The 24,948-nt window shown below is 55.3% G+C and carries 16 protein-coding genes; 7 read left to right on the forward strand and 9 right to left on the reverse strand.

All coding sequences use genetic code 11. The features are described from left to right. The first annotated feature begins 298 nt into the window (after positions 1-298). The 6 genes from VKV29_RS10900 (at position 299) to VKV29_RS10925 (ending at position 12,552) form a co-directional block, all read left to right on the forward strand. A complete protein-coding gene (locus VKV29_RS10900) occupies positions 299-607 on the forward strand; it encodes a hypothetical protein (RefSeq protein ID WP_324201335.1) in 309 nt (102 codons plus the stop codon). A gap of 272 nt (positions 608-879) precedes the next feature. Continuing rightward, positions 880-1,518 (forward strand): hypothetical protein, encoded by a 639-nt coding sequence (locus VKV29_RS10905; protein ID WP_324201336.1) that lies wholly within the window; start codon positions 880-882, stop codon positions 1,516-1,518. Between the two features lie 119 nt (positions 1,519-1,637). Then, positions 1,638-3,929 carry a DNA helicase PcrA gene (gene pcrA / locus VKV29_RS10910; protein ID WP_324201337.1) on the forward strand — a complete coding sequence of 764 codons (2,292 nt, stop codon included), beginning with the start codon at positions 1,638-1,640 and terminating at the stop codon, positions 3,927-3,929. Between the two features lie 2 nt (positions 3,930-3,931). Then, positions 3,932-5,074, forward strand: a complete 1,143-nt coding sequence (locus VKV29_RS10915; RefSeq protein ID WP_324201338.1) for a VIT1/CCC1 transporter family protein — start codon at positions 3,932-3,934, stop codon at positions 5,072-5,074. A 371-nt stretch (positions 5,075-5,445) separates the two neighbouring features. Then, positions 5,446-7,833 carry a 30S ribosomal protein S9 gene (rpsI, locus tag VKV29_RS10920; protein ID WP_324201339.1) on the forward strand — a complete coding sequence of 796 codons (2,388 nt, stop codon included), beginning with the start codon at positions 5,446-5,448 and terminating at the stop codon, positions 7,831-7,833. A gap of 3 nt (positions 7,834-7,836) precedes the next feature. Then, on the forward strand, positions 7,837-12,552 hold the full coding sequence (locus VKV29_RS10925) for a DEAD/DEAH box helicase (RefSeq protein WP_324201340.1): 4,716 nt from the start codon (positions 7,837-7,839) through the stop codon (positions 12,550-12,552). Positions 12,553-12,770: 218 nt separating this feature from the next. Here VKV29_RS10925 and VKV29_RS10930 read toward each other — a convergent pair whose 3' ends face one another. The 4 genes from VKV29_RS10930 to VKV29_RS10945 form a co-directional block, all read right to left on the reverse strand. After that, positions 12,771-13,118 carry a septum formation initiator family protein gene (locus tag VKV29_RS10930; RefSeq protein WP_324201341.1) on the reverse strand — a complete coding sequence of 116 codons (348 nt, stop codon included), beginning with the start codon at positions 13,116-13,118 and terminating at the stop codon, positions 12,771-12,773. A 2-nt stretch (positions 13,119-13,120) separates the two neighbouring features. Continuing rightward, a complete protein-coding gene (locus tag VKV29_RS10935; RefSeq protein ID WP_324201342.1) occupies positions 13,121-13,420 on the reverse strand; it encodes a hypothetical protein in 300 nt (99 codons plus the stop codon). A 57-nt stretch (positions 13,421-13,477) separates the two neighbouring features. Continuing rightward, on the reverse strand, positions 13,478-14,764 hold the full coding sequence (gene eno, locus VKV29_RS10940) for a phosphopyruvate hydratase (RefSeq protein WP_324201343.1): 1,287 nt from the start codon (positions 14,762-14,764) through the stop codon (positions 13,478-13,480). A gap of 146 nt (positions 14,765-14,910) precedes the next feature. Beyond that, the gene (locus VKV29_RS10945) at positions 14,911-16,518 is read right to left on the reverse strand and encodes a carboxyl transferase domain-containing protein (protein WP_324201344.1); all 1,608 of its coding nucleotides are present in this window, start codon (positions 16,516-16,518) and stop codon (positions 14,911-14,913) included. Positions 16,519-16,782: 264 nt separating this feature from the next. On the opposite strand from VKV29_RS10945, the gene VKV29_RS10950 reads away from it, so the two are divergent. Beyond that, positions 16,783-17,484: a helix-hairpin-helix domain-containing protein gene (locus VKV29_RS10950; RefSeq protein ID WP_324201345.1), complete on the forward strand. Its 702-nt coding sequence runs from the start codon at positions 16,783-16,785 to the stop codon at positions 17,482-17,484. On the opposite strand, the gene VKV29_RS10955 is transcribed toward VKV29_RS10950, so the two are convergent. The 5 genes from VKV29_RS10955 to VKV29_RS10975 all read right to left on the reverse strand — a co-directional run. After that, positions 17,470-18,552 (reverse strand): Gfo/Idh/MocA family oxidoreductase, encoded by a 1,083-nt coding sequence (locus tag VKV29_RS10955; protein WP_324201346.1) that lies wholly within the window; start codon positions 18,550-18,552, stop codon positions 17,470-17,472. The genes VKV29_RS10950 and VKV29_RS10955 overlap by 15 nt on opposite strands. Before the next feature lie 214 nt (positions 18,553-18,766). After that, the gene (locus VKV29_RS10960) at positions 18,767-20,551 is read right to left on the reverse strand and encodes a glycosyl hydrolase (protein WP_324201347.1); all 1,785 of its coding nucleotides are present in this window, start codon (positions 20,549-20,551) and stop codon (positions 18,767-18,769) included. After that, complete coding sequence (locus tag VKV29_RS10965; RefSeq protein ID WP_324201348.1) at positions 20,526-21,383, reverse strand: phytanoyl-CoA dioxygenase family protein; 858 nt, start codon at positions 21,381-21,383, stop codon at positions 20,526-20,528. Before VKV29_RS10965 ends, VKV29_RS10960 begins: the two co-directional genes overlap by 26 nt. A gap of 104 nt (positions 21,384-21,487) precedes the next feature. Next, a complete protein-coding gene (locus VKV29_RS10970; RefSeq protein ID WP_343217363.1) occupies positions 21,488-23,293 on the reverse strand; it encodes an L-fucose isomerase in 1,806 nt (601 codons plus the stop codon). A gap of 646 nt (positions 23,294-23,939) precedes the next feature. Further along, on the reverse strand, positions 23,940-24,948 hold a 1,009-nt coding region (locus VKV29_RS10975; protein ID WP_324201350.1), incomplete at its 5' end, for a class I tRNA ligase family protein.

Here is a 24,948-nt window from a genome sequence, read left to right on the forward strand (position 1 = left end):
GCTCGAAATGACAGTACAGCCTCACCCCTCCCCCTGCAGTGGGAGAGGAGAGACCAATATGCTCACTGGCGGTTTTCTTCGATAGGTTCACCTGAACGGTCGGTTTCTGTGCAGTTGGTAAGATGCTCTGCTCTTGGAGAAGATCGTGCTGGCGGCGTGCTTAGCAAACTGTTTTGAACATTCCCCGTCCTCTTGCGTCTCTATACTCGGAACGGTCACGAGAAAACATAACGAAGCGGATGACCGTTCAACAAAGCGAAAATCCAGATGAGAAAAAGGTAAGGAGGAAATTCCAACAATGTTCTCTACCCAAAAGACGCGAATGCTACTTGCAGGGGCGGGTTTGGTAAGCCTGTTAGGGCTTGGTGCGTTCGTTCAAAACTCTTTCGCCCAGGGCCAGCCACCGGCTCCCCGACCCAACCACCGTCCAATGGCCCGGGCCGAGAAGCACCCCGAGATTCGTCATGCGCTTTTCGCGCTCAATCGCGCCAAGATGTTCCTGTCCAAAGCGCAACACGACTTCGGCGGCCATCGGGAGAAGGCGCTCGACCTCACCGAGCAGGCCATTAGGGAGTGCCAACTCGCCCTACAGTACGACAAACACTAGTCCGGAACAACCACTCAGGCCCTCGGCGCCCCTGTAGAAAATCTGTTCTACAGGGGCGTCTGTTCGCACTTTTTACCTCCTATCCTCCGTCTATCTTTTTGGAAACACAACTTTAGGCACGATCGGCTCACGTTTCCTCTTCGGTTTCGTTAAACCATACTAGCCTGTAGGGAGACAGGCATCCCAAGCAAGGACGCAGATAGCTAAGTCGTGCCTGTTTATGTCTATTTGCTACTATAGTTATTAATGTGGAAAGGGCCAGAGCGTACGGTATGTGGTTAGACAGAGCGGCAAGACGAACAGGGTACGTCCTCGTTCGCGTTTTAGGGGCTAGCTTTTGCTACCTACTCTTCTGCTTGGGGGTTGCCCGCGCCGATCTCGTTTTCGATGCGAACACGCCGCACATGGAGGTTTGGCAGCAGGTCTACGATTCGCTGCCGACTGCCTGGAAGACTCAGAAAACGGTGGTGGTGGAGGTGGTATCGGCCCAGAGGATGCAGGAGCTTTTTGAAGAGACGATGGGTCAGCCCTGTTCAGATGTCGTAGATGGCTGTTACTATTTGGGTGGAGATCGCATAGATGCCGATGCCACCATTCTGCTGCTGAATACTCTTCAGGGAGATCAGGCGCGCACGGTTTTCGCCCACGAGTACGGCCATTTTGTTTGGGATCAGCTTCTCACTGCGGCCGAGCGTGACGCTTACAATGCGGTTTGGAAGCGGCAGTTGCGTAGGCACTGTTTGGTAAGCACCTATGCTTCGACCTCGGTAGAGGAGGGTTTTGCCGAGGCCTTTGCAGAGTATATATGTGCGCGTCAAAAGCTCGATGCCTGCGACGTGCTTTCCGAGAAGTTTCTCAACAAGCTAGCCTCGCGAATGGGTGATAAACCCCAAGTGACCACTTCCTATTAGTCTAAGCCTTGACCAAGATCGCCTTGTCCTGCTGTTAACGAGGTACTGCTAGATGGGTAGAACGTCTGCGAATACTGTATAATACACAGAAGACTTCCCCGTAAAGGCGATGGCAGGCGATGGATGAAACCGTAGAACCGGCAGAAACCCCTTTTCTACAACCCGATGCGGCCTCGAAGGCCGCACAGGAACGACTGCTGCAAGGGCTAAACCCCGTTCAACGTGAGGCCGTTTTGCACGGTGAAGGTCCGCTGCTGCTCTTCGCCGGAGCCGGCAGCGGCAAAACGCGCGTTCTCACCCACCGCATCGCTTACCTCACCGCCGTGCGTGGGGTGCCCCCTCAGCGCATTCTGGCCGTCACCTTCACCAATAAGGCCGCACGGGAGATGAAGGAGCGCCTCGACAATCTCGTGGGGGAGCAGATGGGCAAAAAGTTGTGGGTAGGTACCTTCCACGCCATCTGCGCACGCCTCTTGCGCGAGTTCGCCGAAGAGGCCGGCCTCTCGCGCGAGTTTGTGGTTTACGACGATAGCGACCAGGTAAGCCTGGTGAAAGAGTGCCTGCGCGCCCTCAACCTTGACGAAAGCAAGTTTCAGCCTCGCTCCATGCTCGACCGAATCGGGCGGGCGAAGGAAAAGCTGGTCCCGCCGGAAGATTGGGCTAAGCACTATTCTGGCTATCTCGAAGAGATCGCCGGCCGCATCTATCCGCTCTACCAACAGAAACTGCGCCAAAACAACGCGCTCGATTTTGACGACCTGTTGGCCGAGATGGTTCGGCTGCTGCAAAACAATAAGGCGGTGCTGCAACACCTGCAAAATCGCTGGCACTATCTGCTGGTGGATGAATATCAGGATGTGAACCATGTGCAGTATCTGCTGCTCAAACTGCTGGCACAGAGGCACCGAAACCTTTGTGTGGTGGGTGACGACGACCAGTCCATCTACAGCTGGAGAGGGGCCGATGTCAACCTCATTCTGCGCTTTGAGAAGGACTACCCGGACGCCAAGGTGCTGAAGCTGGAGCAGAACTATCGCTCCACGCGCCGCATCCTCGATGCGGCCTATGCCGTCGTCAGCAACAACAAGGGGCGCAAAGAAAAGCGGCTTTGGACGGAGAACCCCGAAGGGCTGCCGCTCACGAAGTACGAGGCGGCAACCGAACGCCTGGAAGCGGAGTGGGTGGTCAATACCATCTTCACGCAGGTGCAGGCAGGTAAGCGAAAGTGGTCGGATTTTGCGGTGCTCTATCGCACGAACGCCCAGTCGCGCGTGTTAGAGGACATGCTGCGGGCTTGGAGCGTGCCCTATCGCATCGTAGGTGGGCAGCGCTTTTACGACCGTAAAGAGATCAAGGATGCTTTGGCCTATCTTCGCGTCATCCATAACCCTAACGACAGCGTGAGTCTGAAACGGATCATTAACGTGCCCGCCCGAGGCATCGGAAACACAACGCTGACAAAACTAGAGGCGGAGACCCTTCTTACCGACTCCAGCTTGTGGGAGGTGTTGGGAAATGAGCAGGTGCTTACGGAGTTCGGCGCGCGTACCCGCAAGAATCTCTCCGAGTTCCGCGAGCTTATTTTGGGGCTACGGGCTTTGCGCGACACCTTGAGCGTGCACGACCTGCTTAAAACCACGCTGGAGCGTTCGGGCTACCTGCAGGCGCTGCACGAGGAGAACTCGTTGGAGGCGCAGGGACGGCTCGAAAACCTATCCGAGCTTTTGCAGGCGGCCGTGGAGTTTGAGGCCACCACCGAATCGCCCACGCTTGCCGCTTTCTTGGAGGGCACGGCGCTTGTCTCCGACATAGACAGTTTAGAGGAGGGGACGCCCGCGGTAACTCTCATGACCCTGCACGCGGCGAAGGGGCTTGAGTTTCCGGTGGTCTTTCTTACCGGTTTGGAGGAGGGTGTCTTTCCCCATATGCGCTCGTTAGAGAAAAGGGAGCAGCTTGAGGAGGAGCGTCGTCTCTGTTATGTGGGCCTTACGCGGGCCAAAGAGGAGCTGTATCTGAGTTGGGCACGGCAACGTTCCCAGTTTCTCGGCACCGCCTATAACCCGCCATCGCGGTTCTTAAAAGAGATTCCCGAAACGCTGTTTGCCTTTAACCCAAAGCCGTCCGGTTCACCGCTTTCCACTTTCGACCCCGATATCGAGCGGAGAGACCGGCAGGGAAGCGTGCCTGATCGGCTTTGGCACGAGGGGCCGCGCCCTCCACGCGAGGTTGCACGCCGGAAAGAGGAGGCTTCGTATAGGGCAGGGCAGCGCGTGCGCCATCCTCAGTTCGGCGAAGGGGTGGTGCTGAGGGTAAGCGGAGAGGGAGATGAGGCCGTCATCGAGATCGCGTTTCCCAACGTGGGGCCGCGGAAGCTGATGCTCTCCTATGCGAAGCTAGAAAGGGTGCCATAACGGTGGCCGGCAAGGAAAAGGTGATTACGGCGCTACGGGCGGCCTGGCAACGCGAGGTGGAGGCCGCTCGGCTCTATCGTTTGCTTGCAGAGCAACAGCACGACGAGCGGCGCCGGCAGTTGCTTTTGCGGCTCGCCCATGCGGAGGAGGAGCATGCCCAGCGCTTTGCCGGCCGCATTCTCGCTTTGGGCGGAGTTCCGCCTTCCGAAAGTTTGGAACCGACTGCGGCACAGCGCTTTCTCGTGCAGACGTTGGGGGTGGAGGCGATGCTGCGCCGCATTGAGGCGGAGGAGCAGCGCAACGCGCGACTCTTTGCACACCATGCGCAAGCGCTTCAGGAAGATGCCGAATCGCACGCCCTTTTTCGCCAAATAGAGGATGAAGAGGAGCAGCACACCCGCCTTCTGCAACAGCTAAAACCGCGTGAAGAGCCGCGCACCCGGCTCGAGGCCATTCTCAAGGGAGAGCGTTGGCATGCGAGTACCGGTGGCTGGATAGGCGACGCTATCTACGGGCTAAACGACGGGCTAGGCGCCGTGTTTGGGGTGGTTAGCGGAATGGCCGGTGCGGCCGGTGGCAAGCGCGTGGTGTTGGTGGCTGGGCTTATTGCCATGCTGGCCTCCGCGCTTTCGATGGGGGCAAGCGCCTTTATGGCCGCCAAATCGGAGCGGGAGGTCTACCAGGCGGAGCTGGATCGGGAGAAGCAGGAGATAGAGCAGTCGCCGGAACACGAGAAAGAGGAGCTGGCGCTTATCTATCAACTGAAAGGCTTCTCCGAGCAGGAGGCCGTTGCCATGACCGAGCGATTGGCTTCTCAGCCGGAGCAGTTTTTGAAGACGATGGCGCAGGAGGAGCTGGGTTTAAGCGAGGCGCGTTTTCCAAACCCCTTTGTTGCGGCTCTCACGGCCACCACCTCCACGGCCATTGGGGGCTTTATTCCGGTCATTCCTTTTCTGTTTACGCACGGCAACGCGGCGGTACTTTGGGCTGCATTTATCGGCATGGCAGCTCACTTCGCTGTGGGGGCGGCCAAAAGCATGGTCACGGCGCGCTCGTGGTGGAAAAGCGGCCTAGAGATGACCTTCATCGCCGTTCTCTGCGGCGTGACCACCTATGCACTCGGTCGCCTCTTTCATATTGGGTAGAGGGTTTTTGTTGTAGGCTTGGGACACTTGCCCTTGAATTGCAGGCGATCCTTATACGTTTGCACACTTTGATAAGCTGTTCTGCGCGTGATTTTTGTAGGTATATTTTTACATATTTATAGTTTACTATTGTGTTTAACAGTAACTTTGCGCGGATTTGCTACGCTGCGTCGTTGATGGGCCAGTCACACTACGATACTGCCTCAAACAAAGAAGGCATAGACCCGAAAGGCACTTAAAATCTCCGCAAAAAAAGAAGGAAACGAGCATAACTTGGAGAACATAGCATGTAACACAACACGTGTGTCTCTGTTGTTGGAATTTCAATGATGTAATGGTGTCACTTCAGAAAGTGTCAGGGGAGAAAGAACATGCCTGTGGTACTAGCACTCTTAGGTGTTGCTACGGGAATAGCTGCCTATATTGCAATAGTAAAAGGTGTCTGGTACAAACACACGATATCGAGTATGTCGCCCGAGGATCGACGTTCAGAGGATATTGAGCAGCCTCATCCGGAGGAGAATGAACTGTCTACAAATGGTGCTAATAACATATCAAGCGATATAGCATTGTCTAAAACAGAAGCTACACAAACAGTGTTGTCTTCAATGGAAATCATACCTGCAACACAGGGCGTGAAGGAGCAGAATTTTGAGAAGACAGGCGTACAGTCGTCACCATATGGCAATGAGCAGGCTTATGTTCATTCTATAGAGAGTAGCAGGGAAGGAGTAGAGGGAGAGAAACAGAGTATTGTAGCTCAGGAGCTAGATGATGAGGAGATAACACCTTCCCCTAATCCGATGGAGGAGCAAAAGGAACCCTCAGAACCGATCATAGATAGTCTAGCGGTTGCAGACTCTGGATCGGCAATGACCGAGAAAAAATCGAGGCCTCCTGTACAAAGGGGAGGCAGACCGCGTGGGGCAGGAACAGAAAGCACGCGGTCTTCATCATCACAACCAAGTCACCAAAATCGTACTCGACCTGAAGTCATTTGTTGGCGACACTCCCGTGAATGGATAGTAGGAATAGAAATCCCAGATGCTTTTGGAGACAAAGCTTCTCTTGAGATTAGCCAAAACGGAATTTCGCTTCAGCCTAATGGGGCTCAACAGAACTACTATCCTATACCACAGCTCGATTCCGATGTGGTGGTTCAATGGGAGGAGAATGGGGAGACAATACGATATACAATAGAGCTAACCGTGCCTCTTCTTTTTAAACTAGATAACCAACGGCAAGGGCGTCGTGTGAAATTTCCCTCTTCAGGTTCATATCTTGTGATAGTACCAGCGGCTTGGCAACGGGATACTGAGCGGTCTGGAGCTCCACCGGTGACGCCAGAATCTGCAGCTATTGAGGGATATTTAGCCCATTTCTTCGATTTTGAGAAAAGTAGCGATGATACGACAATCACTTTCATAACCCCCGAAGGCATCGTTCATCCGATACAGCAGAGACGTCGTTTTGAACTGATCGGAAATCGTTTAGAAGACGCTAATGAGGATATGGGTCCCCTTTTTGGTGAGCGACCACCTCGAGTCCAGGCAGATAGCCAGGGTTGGAGTGACATCGGCCAAATTGTTATCGGGGAGGAGGGGCACGGGAGCGGAAAATGGCGTCAAGAGTTCAGACCGGAGCCTTCCTCAAGAGAACAGGACTTGCCTATGCAAACTCAGAAAGCTGGATGGTATTTTATCAGGTTCTACGATAAAGAGGAACAACTTATAGATAGTATGGACTTTAGGTATGTTGCTTGTTTAAGGGCAATCGTTATTTCCGAGTACACGCCTGTGCCCGCGGTAAACGGACATAAACCGGTAAATGTCAGGTTCCTGCATGATGCCGGATGCGTTATAAGCCCTGATAATAGAGCTAGGAATATCCCAAGTACTACACAAACGGAAGAGACTGTTGCGGCCATTCCTGCCGACCCGTCCTTCGGTAGGACCCGCTGGTACGTGGGGCCTGCGGGGCAAAGGAGACCGATAGAGATTGAGATTTTAATAGAACGCATATGGTGGACACTCGGAGACGCGGACTATCCACCTACGGACAATTGGCAAGACCGAGTCTTGACGCTGTCCAGAGAGGACTTTGCTGCGACATCAGGCAAAGCAATTTGGATCCGACTCCCAAAACACCGATGGGTAAACAGAGTCTTATCAGGATTTGAACTTTCAAGAGCGCGACCGTATAGGGTGGAGGTAGCGAATAACTCTGTTGCCATTCCATTGCGTGAGTTCTACGACTCCGACGAGCTAAATAGCCCTAACCAAGCGGCTCTATATATTTGGATTGAATATGGCGACATCCTTTATAAAGGTGTTCTTGCGCGGGTACCACCTCTTGAGAGTGCGCTTGCGCAGGAGCTTCCTCGCAGTTGGCACGGATATGGGCGACATAAGACCGCTTTCGCCAAAGCGGAACTCAGAATTGGTTCTGGTCACGTGCTGATCAACACCAATCCAGTCAACCACTACATAAGACAAATGCCATGCAAAGCAAGGCGTTTTTGGCAGCGCCTTTACGCAGTACCTCAAGTGAGGCAGGTTCTGGAACAAATAGACGTGGACATTACTGTTCGAGGCAATCCACGAGCTACTATGCGACAGGCTAAGGCGGCTGCACATGCTCTTGCACGTGGGTTAATGAAATATGATCCTGCCCTCAAGCAACGACTTCAGGTGGCAGGATTCGGTAGGTTCTGTAAGGTAATAGAGGACGTAGAGACCATCTTTAGGGAAAGGGAGTAAACGATGAATCCAATAGAACTGTCTCAAGAGATTGTGGAAACGTATCGGCGCTATCTCAAAACGACCTTTTATTTCAAAGACCCAAAGCTAAGACGGTCTTTCGAGGAGGCGCTTAACTCTGGTCACCTTAGTAAAGGTCCGTTTCTTGAAGCCGCGCCGATATTCAAACGCGGCAAAACACTCTACAGCCTATTTATGGAACTGCGCGGATTTCCGCTTGATCGTGCAGTTGTAGACGCCCTCGATGGTGATAGACCTCTCTATTGGCACCAAGAACAGGCTATTCGAAGGGTAATGAATCAGCGAAACGTCGTAGTTGCTACTGGAACAGGAAGTGGAAAGACCGAAAGCTTTCTATATCCGATCCTTCTCCATCTCTATCAAGAGTTCCAAGCGGGCACACTATGCCCGGGAGTTCGTGCCTTGATCCTCTATCCTATGAACGCTCTCGTTAATGACCAGCGCGATCGTCTACGGGATATCTGCAAAAGGCTCAAGGAGGCCAATGCATCGTTTCATTTTACCTTCGGACAGTATATTGGTGAGACACCCGATAATGCGAGGGATTCGAGGCGACATGCACAAGACTACATTCAAGAACGTGAGGAACGAGGTACTACCCTCTTTTCAGAGGCAGGCGATGTTGTTCATGGGGAAATGGTGCTTCGCTCTGAAATAAGGAATAGTCCTCCTCATATCCTCTTAACGAACTACTCAATGCTTGAATATCTATTGCTTCGACCAGACGATAGCCCACTTTTTGATAATGGAAACGGTAGGTCGTGGACTTTTCTTGTGCTTGATGAAGCCCATCAGTATAGAGGCTCGCGTGGAATTGAAATGGCGATGCTATTGCGACGTATCAAACAGCGAATTCGCGAAGGGGGACGTTCTGCCCCACTACACTGTATAGCCACAAGTGCTACATTGGTTGACAATGAGAAAGGAAGGACTGCTGTGGCGCAATTTGGTAAAGATTTGTTTGGGGAACCATTCAATGAAGAAGACGTGATATTTGGGCAGACCGAATCGAGCCTCCAGCCGGGAACAGAGAGTCTGACCGCAGATGATTATAAAGTACTTCATCGGTTTCTTGAACAGCCTACAGCAGAAGCTAGAAATTATGTAGACGCACTGGCACACCGGCTAGGAGTTTCCTCCTTACCACAGGATGGTGACCCAAAAGAGATGGTTGGTGCACTTCTTCAGCGCGATTTGCGAGTGACGAATCTCAGCAACTACATCACCAAAAACCCAAAAGAGTTTGAAGAGGTTGCTAAAAAGGTTTTTGGCGACTTGTCGGAAGAGAGGCGTGTGGATGCACTAACGGGGCTAGTTGAACTCCTTGTGCAGGCTAAAGACCCGGTATCAAAGGCACCTCTCTTATCAACACGCTATCATACTTTTGTGCGCTCTCTTGAGGGGGCCTTCATGGCTGCCCCGAATCCGGACGAAAGGAAGGTCTTCCTCGATCGCAAAGCTATCGGCGAAGAGGGAACTGCTTTTGAAGTCGCCCTCTGCCGCGAATGCGGTCAACACTATTTTGTTGTACAGAAGGATTTTAGCACAGGCCGTGTTCGCGAACCCGTACGGGATGTGGGTGACATCAATTTCGGTGCAACATTCCTTCGCCCTCTTGAATCTGATATGCAAGCAGACGAGGAAGAAGATGAAGAGAGTGGGAGAAGGCCTCAAACGTTTACTTTATGCCTTCAATGTGGGAAGGCGTCTTCATCGGCACCAAATTGTGGACATACAAATATTATTACAGTTGTTAAGGAAGACCCCCCTACTGCGGAGGAAAGGGCGGATCAACTAGAAAGATGTGGGGCTTGTGGCTATACAGGGGGTGGTCGCGACCCAGTTAGGGAGGTTGTGCATGGTACTGACGGACCCCATTCAGTTATTGCAACAACTCTTTACAAAGAACTCCCAGAATCCCGTAAGAAAATTCTCGCCTTTGCAGATGGACGGCAAGAGGCGGCCTTTTTTGCATGGTATCTCGAGGACTCGTATAAAGACCTTTTTAATCGCAACTTGATTTTGAAGGCAGCTCGTAAGCTGTGTTCACATACCTCCGAAGGTCTCACTTTGCGTGAGATTGCACATGAGTTGCTATCTCTTTTTGAAGAAAAACAGGTCTTCCCATCGTCTATGGGTTCGATAGATAAGCGTCGTGAAGCTTGGTTAGCTCTTTATCGCGAGTTTCTCACCGAAGAGGTACGAATCTCGCTTCAAGGCGTCGGCTTGATCCGGTGGTCTATCAAGTTGCCTCGTTCATTTGAGATACCACCGGTACTTTTGAATCCACCTCTTTCACTTACCGAACAGGAGGCCCGTGATTTGATATTTCTTTTGCTGGATACTATGCGAGGCGACAAGGCAGTGGAATTGCGTTCGGACGAGGGTGTCTCCCTGACCTGGGATGCGCTGAATCTCCAAGGTGCTCAAACGCGATATCGAATTGGAGGGGCTGATAGGGAAAGGAATATTTGCAGTTGGGACAGTAAAAACTGTAAACGAACAAAATTTTTGATTAAACTCCTTTTGAGGAAAAATATCCCAGAGCAAATGGCTAGAGGGCAAGCTGGGAGGATTTTGGGGGAGATTTGGGAGGCTATAGGAAACTATGATGCAGAAAATATGTCTTCGTCGCCTATTCTGTGCCGTGCTAACGATGCGCGAAGGCTAAATCCGGATTGGTGGAGGCTGCACGTTATTCAACCAAACGAGACGATTTTTCAGTGTGAAACTTGTGGCCGGTTGCAAACGGTGTCTGTGCAAGATATATGTGCAAGGCCTGGTTGCCCTGGTCGCTTAAGGCCAGTTAATGTTTCTCAGTTAGAAGAAAATCATTATCGCCAACTATATGAAGAACAGTTGCCTGGAATCCTTCGTGTTGAAGAGCACACCGCACAATTAGACAAAGACAAGGCCCAGGAATTTCAACGCGACTTTAGAGAAGGCAAGATTCATATTCTAAGTTGCTCTACGACTTTCGAGTTAGGCGTTGATTTAGGCGACCTAGATACTATCTTTCTCCGTAATGTGCCGCCAGAGGCATTTAATTACATTCAACGTGTAGGGCGTGCCGGACGCCGAATGGGGCATCCAGGATTTGCTATTACCTTCTGCCGCCGTAGTCCGCATGATCTCTACCACTTCGCTAAACCGGAACAGATGCTTATTGGCAAAGTAAGACCGCCTATTTTGATCTTGCATAACGAAAAGATTGTGTTACGCCATATCACTGCAGTAGCCCTATCTTCTTTCTTTAGGCACTATCCTCAACGGTTTGTTTCCACGAGTAACCTCTTCAGTGACCTAAATCAGCCACAAGGCACTAGCGATTTCATGGCCTTTCTTCACAATAATCGGCGAGCATTAGAGAGTGCTTTAACGAATATAGTTCCTGAGGATATGGCGGCCAAGGTCGGCCTTGATGATGGTTCATGGATAGATCGTATAGCAGGTGAAAATAGTCGTTTCGCTCTTGCCGAAATTGAAATTATGAGTGATTACCGCAATATCAAAAAACTCGAAAGAGAGGCGCTTGAAAAGCCTAGGCCAGACTATGGTACAGCTAGATGGGCTCAGGCCCGAGCCACAACAATTGAGCAGGAAGAAGCCCTCTCATTTCTTTCGCGGAAGGCGGTGATTCCGAAGTACGGCTTTCCGGTGGATGTCGTTGAGCTAGATACTCAGAAAGCGCAGAATTCTCAAGAGGACTACGGCATTCTCTTCCAGAGGGATTTGCGTATCGCTATCTCTGAGTTTGCTCCGACAAGCAAGTTGATAGCAAACAAAAGGGAGTGGACGTCTTATGGGCTTAAACGAGTCGCAGAGAAAGAGTGGCCTCGAAAATCTTACATGATATGTCCTAGACATAACGTCTTCTATCAGTTCGAGACAGGTAATGAACATTCTGATGCACCCTGTGGTTGTAGGTTGTCGAAACGCAAATACATCATTCCTCAGTTCGGTTTCGTAACGGATCGTAGCAAGCCAGGTAAACCAACAGGCCGATCTGCGAGATTATTTACAACGCGCCCCTACTTCGACAAGCTACATGGTTCTGCCCCTGATCCGATTCTTCTACCAACCCCTCAAAACCGACTGATTGTAGTTACAAAAGCATCGCCTGGTTCCATGGTCGTGTTGTGTGAAGGGCGACGTGGAGAAGGATTCTATATTTGCCCGCAATGTGGAAGCGGATTTAGAGAACGTCCGAGAAAGCATAAATCAGCCTATGGGCAGGACTGTAACGGTACTTTGGAAGCGCTCTCGCTCGGCCACGAATTTGTAACCGACATCCTTCAAATCCAGTTCCGGTCTGGGCCACAAACACAGATTGAACCCCTTTGGCTTGCTTTTGGCCTAGCTTACGCTCTCGTTGAGGGCACTGCGGAGGTTTTAGCCGTTCCCTCCACCGACCTTAGTGTAACCGTCGCGTACGATGCAAATAGCCCTGTGCCCCCGATCATCATCTATGACGACGTGCCAGGAGGAGCAGGACTTGTGGCACAGCTAGAAAATAGAGATGTCTTTAGGGCTTGTCTGGAAGCTGCTAGAGATAGGGTCAACGGGGATTGTGGCTGTGACGTGGGCACCAGTTGTTACGGATGTCTACGGAACTACCGAAACCAGTTTGCACACCAAGAGCTTCAACGTGGCCCAGTGCTCGGGTATTTGAACAACATATTGTCACAGTGGGAGTAGTGTTGCGCTTTCGGCTTTATGTCGGAATGGTGGCGAAAGAAGTTCGCGTTTAGGGAGTATAGTAGTGATACCGGTGTTCAAAAGCCAAGGCCGACGCTCTCCTCAGTGAGGATGAGGACAAACCAACCGCTTCCTTAACAAGGAAGCGGTCGTGAGTTCATGGCACCGATACCACTGCGGTACTAGTGGAGGAACAAATAGGAGGAGTGCGAAGTGCTCTACGGCGTGCCGGAAGTGGGGGGAAGGCGGAGCTGGTACTCGTTTGGACGAAGGTAGCCGAGTTCCCGTGCGGCGCGCTCGATGCCGGCCGGTGTCTGCAGCGCCTGCAGTTCCACCTCGCGTCGCTGGTTTTGGAGGCGAAGCGTTTGCAACTGCCGGTACAGCCGCTCGTTGGCCTCGTGCCACTGCCTTGCGGACGAGTAGGGAGCCGAGGCCACCAGTCCAAGCCAGGTGCAAAAGGCGCAGAAAAGGAGAAGCGCCAGGGCCGATAACAGCTTGCCCGCTTTCACCTGCGGCTTGGCACTCTTTTGAACCCGGTTGGACGATACACTTTCTCTCGTTGGCACGCTTAGGGGTGGTCTCCATCACCGTTTTCTAAGAGAGGCGAGAAGCCTTCAAGGCTGCCCGATTCTTCCGCCATACCGATCAGAAGGGCGCGAATCATCGGGTCGGAGCGAACACGCCGCTGCATCTGCATGCGCAGGTTGGGGTCTAGCGTGGCAAGCGCGTTGTTTGCCTCGGCCTCCTGCAGCCTTAAGGCGTGTTGCTGCATCTCTTGCCAATGCGCCTCGAACAGCTCGAAAGGCATCGGCTCACGCCCCAGCCGTTCACAGCCAATGCAATACCAGCGATACTCTTGGTCTAACATTTTCTTGCTCTTGGAAGGGGAGGGACGTAGTGCCCTGCCCCTTCCATCCTATCGAGATTATTTCAGGTTATAGAAGGCGCTACGGCCCGGATAGATGGCCGCATCTTCGAGCATGCTTTCAATGCGAAGCAGTTGGTTATATTTCGCCACGCGGTCGGTGCGGTTGGGGGCGCCGGTTTTGATCTGACCGGTGTTGGCGGCCACGGCCACATCGGCGATGGTGGCATCCTCCGTTTCGCCGGAGCGGTGCGAGATGATGGCGGTATAGCCGGCGCGCTTGGCCACCTCGATGGCTTCCAGGGTTTCGGTGAGGGTGCCGATCTGGTTTAGTTTGATCAGAATGGAGTTGGCGCAGCCCTCTCCAATGCCGCGGCGCAGACGTGCCGTGTTGGTAACAAAGAGGTCGTCGCCCACAAGCTGAACGTGGCCACCCAACCGCTCGGTAAGCAGTTTCCATCCCTCCCAATCGTCCTCTGCCAGGCCGTCTTCGATGGAGATAATCGGGTAACGGTCTACCAGACGCGCATAGTACTCCACCATTTCGGCGCTGGTGAGCGTTTTCCCTTCTCCTTTAAGCACATATTTGCCATCGTGATAAAATTCGGAGGAGGCGGGGTCGAGGGCGAGATAGAAGTCGCCTCCGGGTTCATAGCCGGCTTTGGTGATGGCCTGCACGATGATCTCGATGGCTTGCTCGTTGCTTTTGAGGTTGGGAGCGAAGCCTCCTTCGTCGCCATAGCCAGCGGAGATGCCTTCTCTTTTAAGCACATCGCGCAGCGCATGAAACACCTCACTGCCCATGCGTAAGGCCTCCGAGAAGGTCTCGGCGCCTACGGGCATCACCATAAACTCCTGAAGGTCTACATTGCTATCGGCGTGCTTGCCGCCGTTCAAAATGTTCATCATGGGAACGGGAAGCGTGCAGGCGCCTACCCCGCCGATGTACTGATAGAGCGGAACGTCGAGGCTGTTGGCCACCGCTTTGGCCACCGCCAAAGAGACGCCCAGAATGGCGTTGGCGCCCAAATTGGCCTTATTGGGGCTACCGTCCAACTCGATAAGGCGCATGTCTATGGCGCGCTGGTTCGTCGCGTCCATATCTACAAGTTCGGGGCAGATACGCTCGTTTACGTTCTCTACGGCCGTAAGTACCCCTTTGCCACCGTAGCGGGTTTTGTCTCCGTCGCGCAGCTCCACGGCCTCGTACGTTCCTGTGGAGGCGCCGGAGGGCACCGCCGCTCGGCCCATCGAGCCATCTTCAAGATAGACATCCACTTCAACGGTGGGGTTGCCACGAGAATCGAGGATTTCACGAGCGATGATGTCGTCAATAATCAAACCCATTCGTCTGTAAACTCCTTCTGGTGTTAACGCAAAAACGCCTTGTATGTTGTCGAAGTGACGACCGGTATTCTGCATTATATCACATAGAGTTGTTAGGACTTAAGTTTTTTGTGTTCTTGGGCGGTTTTTCGCCGTGCTGCCGTTGTCTACATTCTAAAAACGCCGAAGCGCGTGGGTGGAATGGGGGCATAACGCGCTGCTGCCAGCCCGAGGCCTACGGCGACACGGGTTTGCAGCGGATCGAGAATGCCGTCGTCCCAAAGGCGGGCTGTGCTGTAGTAGGGGTTTCCCTCCCGTTCGTAGGATTCGAGGATGGGGCGTTTGAAGGCCTCGGCCTCCTCTTCCGACATCGTCTGCCCGCGGGCGGCCATCTGGTCTTTTTTGATTTGAAGCAGCACGTCGGCCGCCTGTTGGCCGCCCATCACCGAGATTCGTGCGTTTGGCCACATCCACAGCAGGCGAGGGCCATAGGCGCGTCCGCACATGCCGTAGTTGCCGGCCCCGAACGAGCCGCCGATGATCACGGTGAACATGGGCACCTGCGCACAGGCCACGGCCATCACCATTTTGGCGCCGTGGCGGGCAATGCCCTCCTGCTCGTAACGCTTTCCCACCATAAACCCCGTTATATTCTGCAGAAAGATGAGAGGAATGCTCCGTTGGCAGCAGAGTTCGATGAAGTGCGCGGCCTTTTGGGCGCTTTCGGAGAAGAGCACACCGTTGTTGGCTACAATCCCCACCAAGAACCCCATCCAACGGGCGAAGCCGCAGACGAGGGTGGGGCCAAAACGCGGTTTGAACTCGTGAAAACGGCTTCCGTCCACCAGCCTCGCGATCACTTCGCGTACCTCGAAGGGCTGTCGAAGGTCTCTGGGCACAATGCCGTAAAGCTCTTCCGGGTCGTAGTAAGGCTCTTCGGGGGAAGTGTAGTCCAGCACCGAGGTTTGCGGGGTGGGCAGTCCCTCCACAATCTCTCTTACAAGGCGGAGGGCATCGGCATCGTTTTCGGCAAGGTAATCGGCCACGCCGCTCAGGCGCGTGTGCACATCGGCGCCGCCAAGCTCTTCGGCATCTACCACCTCGCCGGTGGCCGCGCGCACCAAAGGGGGGCCACCGAGAAAGATGGTTCCGGTTCCGCGCACGATCACGGCCTGGTCGGCCATGGCGGGCACGTAGGCCCCGCCTGCCGTGCAGCTTCCCATGACGGCGGCGATCTGGGGGATGCCCATGGCCGACATCTGCGCCTGGTTGTAGAAAATGCGTCCGAAATGGTCACGATCGGGAAACACTTCGGCCTGAAGCGGAAGGAAGGCCCCGCCGGAGTCGACGAGGTAGATGCACGGCAGGTGGTTTTCGCAAGCGATCTCTTGGGCGCGAAGGTGCTTCTTTACGGTGATGGGGAAGTAGGTTCCTCCTTTCACGGTGGCGTCGTTGGCCACGATCACGCATTCCCGCCCGCCAACCATTCCGATGCCCGTTACGATCCCTGCAGAGGGCGCCTCTCCACCGTACATCTCCCAAGCGGCCAACGGGCTAAGTTCGAGAAAGGGCGTGTTCGGGTCGAGCAGCGCCTCAATACGCTCGCGTGCCGTCATTTTGCCTCGTGCGCGATGTTTGGCCACCGCCTCCGGCCCACCCCCCTGTTTTACGCGCTCCAGCGCCTCCCTCAGCTGAGCCACCAGGGCCTGGTTATGGGCACGATTCGCCTGAAACTCGGCGCCTTGTGCCTGAACCTGCGTTAACAACCGTTGCACCGATAGACCCTCCTTGTCTCTCTCATTTCGCCGCAGGCCTCGCTCCCTCCTGCTTCTTGGGTAGATCGGCAGATGCCAACATGCGGCGGCTTTGCTTTGGCGCTCCTCTGGTGGGGGCGCGTTACCGGTGAGGAAAATGCCTTCGTTTGTTTGAAGCCTCCATGTATGTCACACTAACAAGAGGAAAGCAGGAAAACGCCATCGAATCGCATGTTTGATGAGGGTATTGCGTGAAATTTTCGGCGATGGCTGAGGAGAAGGACGGTGGAAGCGATAACACGACGGCAATGGATAGGGATGGGGCTTTTGTTGGCGACGCTGGCTTTTGGCGTAGCGTGGTTCGCCTTGCGCGAGATTCGCCCTCCGGCAAACCGTTTGTCCTTACGTGGTGTGCCGAGCCAGGTCGGCTCTTCGCCCGTAACGCCCAACCAAAGCTCATCGGCGTCGCCTACGGCTTCCTCCGGCCGCATTGCGGTGCATGTGGCCGGGGCGGTGAAGCATCCGGGGGTCTACTATCTGCCGACGGGTGCCCGCAACATAGATGCGTTGAAGGCTGCCGGAGGGCCCACGGCGCAAGCGAACACGGATGCCGTGAACCTGGCGGCCTACGCCCAGGATGCCTCTCAGCTCACCATTCCCACGAAGGGAGAGCCGAGCACACCCGCTGATGCGAACGCGCAAGGGGCCACAGAGACAGCATCGAACCTAAGCGGGGGGCATTCTCATGGTCATTACGGAAGCAGGGGAAATAAACTGAGGTCGCCTTCGGAGGGGCAGGTTGTCCTCAACACGGCCAATGCCCAGGAGTTGGAGCGCGTGCCGGGCATCGGCCCCTCGCTTGCAGCCCGCATTATCGCCTTTCGGCAACAAAACGGCCCCTTTCAACGGCTGGAAGACCTCATGCAGGTATCGGGCATCGGCCCCAAAAAGTTCGCCAAAATGCGCCCGTTCTTACGCCTGCATTGAGGGTGCCGTTTCGGCCTGGTAGATGGAGCGCACGTCTACGACGCTACCTGTATCGGCGGCCTGCATGGCGGCGAAGGTAAGGGCGAGGGTGTTGAGGTTGTCGCGACCGCTGGTCTCGGGTTCCACCCCTGCCTCGATGCAAGCACGCCAATGATAGAGGTCGTAATGGTGCCCGGCAGCCCCAATCGGTGGCGCCCAAATCGGCTCTCCCCACAGCTCCGGCAAGGGAGTGAAGAAGTGCTGTTCGGTGTATTGCGAGAGGTCGGCGTTTTGGCGGAAGAGCCGAATCGTGCCCCAGTCATCTTTCGGATTCCAGACGATGGAGCCGCGCGAGCCGGTGAAAGTCCAGCGTCCGTTCCATCCGGTATCGCAACCTGGAGAGGCGAACGAGCCGGAGTAGTTCACGCGCACTCCGTTCTCGAACTCGATCCACACGAAGGCGCACATATCTCCTTTGGTGTTGCTTACGGGCGGGTTCCAGGTCATTGCCTGCACGCGCACGGCGTTGCAGCCTAGGAAGTAGCGCATAAGGTCGAAATGGTGAATGGCCATGTCGAGCAGGAAAGGATGGCGCATGGTTTGGCGCCAGCCGAAGAGCAGCCCCTGAATCTGGAACTCCACCACAAGATGATCGAGTTGCCCTATCTGCCCTTCCACGAGGAGATTGCGGATGCAGCGCGGCTGATCGTAGTAGCGATACTGCTGGGTCACCATCAGCACGCGATGGCACTCCTCGGCAACGCGCACCATATCCTTTGCGGCGGGCATCGAATCGGCCAAGGGCTTTTCGCAGAGCACGTGCAGCCCGGCGCGGAGGGCGGTTGTGGTGGTGGCATGGTGGCAGGGGGCCGGGGTACAGTCAATGAAGCCGTCGGCCTCTACCTTCGAGAGAGCTTCCTCCAGCGTGGTAAACTGCCTCTCTGGCGGCACACCGGCTATCTCGCCGGCGGCGCGAAGGGCACCTAGGTTGGTATCCACCAGGGCCACATGTTCGAAGCCTGTGCACTCTCGTGCCGTGTATATCCATGAACTGCCGAAGCCACCCACTCCGGCTTGTATCAATCGCATATTTGATTCCTTCCTACATCCTAAGAACGATAGAAAGAGAGAAGCGTGAGGCGTGTTGTTTCGCCTGCTTCTCTCGATAGCTTACTTAATAATACGTATTCAGCGCGAAGGAGATAAGCATTACACATAAAGTTTACACCATCTGTTCGATAGCTTTCGACGGGATTCCTGCTTCTCATGCAAAAACCCGTACTTTTAGCGGATTGAAAAAATTTCAGGGCACGCGCTGCAGGCGGATGTTGCGAAAGAGCACCAGGCCCGTGTTCCCTTTGCTCACCAGGTTCACCCTTAAGAAGTCGGCCTCTTTAGGCACGACGCCTTCGACGGTGAAGGTGCGCCAGCCGTTGGTGCTTCCGGTAACGCTTTCTGTGGTAGGCCCGCCCAGCCAGCTCCAGCCCGGCCCACCGAGGAAGAGTATCTGCGCATCGTTCTCTCCGGTGGCCTCTTTGGTAAGAATCTCCATGGTGAGGCGATAGCGCTCTGCCGGCATTACGGGCACCGGCCACGACTGCCAGAGGGCCTCGGTGGTATTGGTAAGCGCCAGGGCGTGCTCTTCGGAGAATGTGGCAAAAGTGCCTTTGTCGGCTCCGCCGTAGAATACCCCTTTGTGCCAACCGTAGGCGCCGTTGGCATCTATCTGCTGTAGGTCGCCGTTGACAACCCATTGGGATGGGGTGGGCGGAGTGTGCGTGATGGTCAACGGCTGTAGGAAGGCGTGGGCGACATCGGCGACGAAGACGGGGGTTTCACCAAGGAAACGGGGGTTCTGCTGCGGATCGGCCTTGGGGCCGCTTCCCGTTTGGGGATCGGAACTTGTGGCGAAGAGGGGAATAAGCTGCGCACGGGGGCGTAGCGGGGGCAGCAAGGCCGTTTGCCCGCGATAAGCCCATGCGATGAGCCGTTCGGTGCGCCCTTTGCGAAAAAGATAGCCTATTCCGTTTTCCAAAGGCGCGTAGCCCACGAAATGACAGCCATCGAGGAACGAGGCGATCTGGCGATAGGCATCGAAGGTGAGTTTGGGATGCATATCCGGTGAAAGCAGGCCCCAGCCTTGCAACTTCCCGCCTTCCGTCCAGTCCTGTTCGCTGAACCAAAAGAGATGTTGAACGCCCTCCGCCGCGGCGATGGTGTAGGATTGAACCAGATAGATGGCAGCACGCTGCATGCTTTGCAGGTTCTCGATGGAGGATGTCCAGCCCATCTCGGTGATCCAGATGGGCAGATTGGGGCGGCCGTGTGCGGCTAAAAACCGGCGTACGTTCTGCAGTTGTTGAGCTAAGTACATCTGTTCGGGGCCGTCGGACATGGAGTAGGGATGGATGCTCACGGCGTCCATGTAGGAAAGCCCTCCATGTTCGGCAATGGCTTCGAGCCAGTTGATATCCGTTTCGTTTGCGGCGGCGCCGACGATGATGCAATGGGGATCGGCCTTATGGGCGGCGAGATAGGCGGCTTTCAACAGCTCCGTGTAGGCGGCAGCGTCGGGGTGCGGTTTCCAAAAGGCGGGGATATTCGGTTCGTTCCAAATCTCCCAGCAGTGAATCTGTTTATGATAGCGGGCGACAACGTGCCCCACAAAATCGGCAAACTGCGCGAAATCTTCGGGGGTATGGGGCGATTGATGCATCCAGGCCGCTTGGTAGCAGAGGATGGGCAGCATGTGGATGTGATGACGGGCGTAGAAGGAGACAAGCCAATCGGCCTGGCTCCAATTCCAGACGCCGGGCTGCGGCTCGATGGTGCCCCACCAGAAGTCAAAGCGATCCCACTTGGCGCCGGCCTGTTCCAGCCACTGCATCTTTTCCTGGGCGATTTGGTGGGCGTTAGGGGCGTTAAGATAGTGGAAGTAGCCGATGCCGTTGAGGCCGAACAGCGATTGGGAGGTGTCGGCACGAGCGTAAAGAGGGCTAAAACAGAAGCAGAGGAGGGCAACAAGGAGTGTTGCCCTCCTGCTCTGAAGGGAGAAGGGAGGCCTACTCGTGCAAGAACCCGTCTTCAAGGCGTCCTTCCATGGCGATGGTTGGTTTGCCCTCTTGTTCGCGCCAAACGCCGCAGGGGCCGCCTCCCTCGCTCACGCCCAGAGGAACCTCGGTGCCGTCCATGCGGAGCACGGGGTGGTAGTACTGCGCCACCTTTTGGGCGTCGCCCACAATGTAATGGCCGATAAGGGCGCGGCGGAAACGGTCTTTAGATGTGTTGGGGAAGCTGCCGTGCACTACCGAGCCGTTGAAGAAGAGCACATCGCCGGCGTCCATAATCATGGGGCGCACCTCGCACCCTTCCGGCAACGGCACGGTGACGTCGGTGAAGCTCACCGTGGTGTCGGCCTCAACTGGGCAGAGGATGGGCCAGAGATGGCTGCCGGGAACCACTTGCATGCATCCGTTCTCTTCATCGCAGGGGTCAAGGGCAAGCCATGCGGCCATGCAGGTGCCGGGCTGCACCCGCAGATAGAACTGATCCTGATGAAGCGCCTGGCCGCGTGCCCCGGCAGGCTTGAAGTAGAGCATGGTCTGCACGGCGTAAGGCTCTTTGCCCATAAGGGCGGTTAGCCAGAGGTTAAGGCGCGCATCAAGGAGCCATTCCAGGCTCAACTTGTCCCAGCGATGCATGTGGATCATGCGGGGGTAGCGTTTCAGGGGATCGGGGCTATTGAGGTCTATGCCGGCAAAATCTCCCGGTTTCGCGCCCTCCTCTCTCAGACGCATGAAGTGGTCGCGATAGCGTGCCACTTCTTCTTGAGAAAACAGCCCACGCGCAATAACATAGCCGTTGGCGGCGTAAAACGCCTTGGCCTCTTCGATATCTTGCTGTCGTACTGATGCGGTCATAACAAGTTTATCCTCCGAAAGCCGACTCTTTGAAGTTGAAGAGCGCAGCCTACATTATATTATACGTCCTATATAGAGCTATTTCAACCTACCTTTTGTTTCGTTTAGGCATAGAGGGGACCGAGGTTGTTGCAGGCACGAAAATCGGCATCGGTAGAGGTAAGGCCGCCGTGGCGTGCCCAGTAGGTGGGGCGAAAGATGCGCTCGAAGGGCACATTATGCATGTCCACCGGAATACGGAGAAGGGCTGCGAGCGCAAGCAGATCGCCTCCGATATGCCCGTAGCAGATAGCCCCGTGGTTGGCGCCCCAGTTGTTCATCACGTCGTATACGCTGCGAAAGGCTCCCTCACCGGTTAAGTTCGGCACAAACCAGGTGGTAGGCCAGGAGGGGTTGGTGCGTTTGTCCAGGATGTCGTGTACCTGTGGGGGCAGGTCTACGGTATAACCTTCGGCGATCTGCAGCACCGGCCCCAATCCCTGCACCAGGTTGAGCCGACACATGGTTACCGGCATCTCTCCACGCGTGAGAAAGTCGGTGGAGAACCCACCGCCGCGGAAATACTCCAAAAGGGCGGGGCACCAGCGGGTGGCCTCCACACAGCGTTGTGCCTCTTGCTCTGTGACCTCCCACCAGGGCTTTATGGCAGGTTTGCCTTCCAAGGTCTGTTCGCCGGTCCAGTCGAGCGCTGCAGGGCCGGAGTTAATGAGGTGGATGATGCCGTTCTCCGCGCGTCCCTGCAGGGTGTAGCCCGTTACCCGTTTCACCGCATCGGGGCTCCAGTAGGTGCGCACATCGGCAAAAAGCTGTGCCGTGCCGGTAAGGAGATGCCCGAACAGCATGGAGACGCCGTTAAGGGCATCGTTTTCGGTGGCGATGATGTAGGGCTGGCGAATGCCGCTCCAATCGAAGCTTGTATTGAGAATGGCTTCGAGGAAGTCGCCGTTGGGGAAGTGGTCGGTCCATTGGCGTTGGCCCTGGAAGCCGCCTGCCAGGGCGTTGTGGCCTTCGGCCTCTTCGGGAAAGCCGCGTTCGGCGAGGCGTGGGTTTCCGTTCATAAGGTCGCGGGCAATAAGCGCCATTTTCACACAGGTTTCCCAGTCCCGATCGAGTTGCTGTCGGTCACGGCGTTTTTCCGGTGGGTTGTAGTCGGTGCCCTCGTGGCAATGCTCTTTTACCCATTGGAGGGCCTGCTGATACTCCTGTTCGTCGTAGATACCCTCCTCCATGCGTCGCACAAACTCGGTCATATCCACCGTTTCGGTGCGCATGCCTAGGTAGCGCTGGAAAAAGTCGTGGTCTACAATCGAGCCGGCGATACCCATCGAGACGCCGCCCATGGCAAGATAGGAGGCGCCGCGCATGGTGGCAACAGCCAAGCCGGCGCGGGCAAAGGTGAGGAGTTTCTGCTGCACATCGGGCGGTATGGTGGTGTCGCCGGCATCCTGCACATCATGTCCGTAGATGCCGAAGGCGGGAAGCCCTTTTTGGTTATGTCCGGCCAGCGTGGCCGCAAGATAGACGGCACCTGGTCGCTCCGTTCCATTGAACCCCCAAATGGCTTTGGGGACGAGGGGGTCCATGTCCATAGTTTCTGCACCGTAGCACCAGCAGGGGGTGACGGTAAGCGAGACTCCGACGCCTTCCCTAGCGAACTTTTCGGCGCATTTGGCGGCCTCCGAGACGCCGCCAATGCAAGTATCGGCGATGACGCACTCCACGGACAGGCCGCTGGGGTGGCGAAGGTTCTCCTGAAGAAATCGGGCGGTGCTGCGTGCCAGCGTCATCACCTGCTCTTCAAGCGACTCGCGTACCCCGCCGTAGCGCCCATCAATGGTGGGCCGGATGCCGATTTTGGGCGGGGCGGAGCGTAGGCGATGTTTCGTTTGGTGTTTATGAAAAGCGGCCACAGCGTTCTGCTCTCCTTCCAAAGTATTTAGCACGATGTAAAATTTCCTTTTGGACTTGCCCGATTCCTGCCTCCTGCAGGCGCATCCTGCTCTGTAGGGGAAGGGATAAGGGGGTGGTGGCTAACAACCTCCCGGCTCTAGAGGCAGTTTGTAGAGCAAGCCTACCTCCTTCGCCCTCTATTCCATTCTTTCATTCTTTCCGTCCTCGCGGACAGCCATGCAGCGGCTAGAGAGATAGAGGCTGCAGAGACAGCCAATCTCGCGGTTCTAGAGGTAGTTCATCAAGCAAGCTGACTTTGTTCGCCCCCTATCCCGACCTTTCCCCCGATTCGGGAGAAAGGGGGCGGTTGTGTTGAGTTTCCGAAAGGAAGATTATCATAAGGAAACCGCTAGTAAGCTTATTGGTCTCCCCTCTCCCAATTTGGGAGAGGGGGAGGGCGTCGGCCTTGAGGGGAGTGGGGGTGGGGGCCTTGAGGGATAGGAGTAGGTCTTGAAGAGCCAGCGATACGACTGTCATTTCGAGCCGAAGGCGAGAAATCTTGAATTTCCCTTCCCACCAGTTCTAAGGAGGGTGAGGGCTGCAGAGACTCTGCCAATCTCACAGCTCTAGAGGCAGTTTGCAAAACAAGCCTACCTTGTTCGCCCCTTATCCCTCGATGGGCAGAGCGGACGAGACGGCCTGTACACAGCGTGTACATAGCAGTGGATGGTCTGCGTGGATTCCCACATCGGGGAGCACAAGCCAACAGCGGGCACACTTTTTTCCGGGAGCCGGCTCTACCTCTACCTGTAATCCTTTCGTGCCGGCGCTCTCCTCCCCATCCTCCATCTCCTCTAGCACCACCTGTGACACGATGAAGAGAGAGGCAAGCGAACCCTTTCTGGCCGCTAGGGTTGGATAGTAGGTTGCATCGGCGCGAAGTCTAACAAGGGACTCCAGAGGGTTGGTGATCCTGCCACTCTGCTTGGCAGCTTCTAGCCCGGCCAAAACCGCCTCCCGTACCTCCAGAAGTTGGGTGTAGGTCTTCAAAAGCTCCTCATCCACACAACCGGCTTGGGGGTAGTCGGCCAAGTGGACGCTTTCCGGCTTCGCCTCCATTTTAAGGTGATCCCACACCTCCTCCATGGTATGAGGCAGGATGGGGGCCAACACACGGGCAAGGGTGGAGGCGAGCTGGTGAAGGGCTGTTTGGGCGGAGCGACGTGCCGGCCAGGTTTTGCCGGAAGCGTAGAGCCTGTCTTTGAGGACATCGAGATAGAAGGCGGAAAGGTCTACCGTGCAGAAGTGGATAACCGTTTGGTAAACCCGATGAAAGGCATACTGCTCGTAGGCGGTATGACAGGCAGCCACCACTTGCGCCAGGCGCGACAGTACCCACCGGTCTAGCTCTTCCATCTGTTCGAGGGGGATGGCGTCGGTGGTTGGGTCGAAGTCGTAGAGGTTGTTGAGGAGGAAGCGGAAAGTGTTACGCACCCGCCGATACATCTCGCTGACCTGCGCCAGCAGGTGCTCGCCGCAGCGGGTATCCTCCATAAAGTCTTGAGAAACCACCCACCAGCGCACCACGTCGGCCCCGTAGCGCTGCACGACCTCCATGGGGTCTACCACGTTCCCTTTGCTTTTGTGCATCGCCTCACCGTTCTCATCGAGGGTC

The sequence above is a fragment of the Chthonomonas sp. genome (genome assembly GCF_035294165.1).
GTDB lineage: Bacteria > Armatimonadota > Chthonomonadetes > Chthonomonadales > Chthonomonadaceae > Chthonomonas.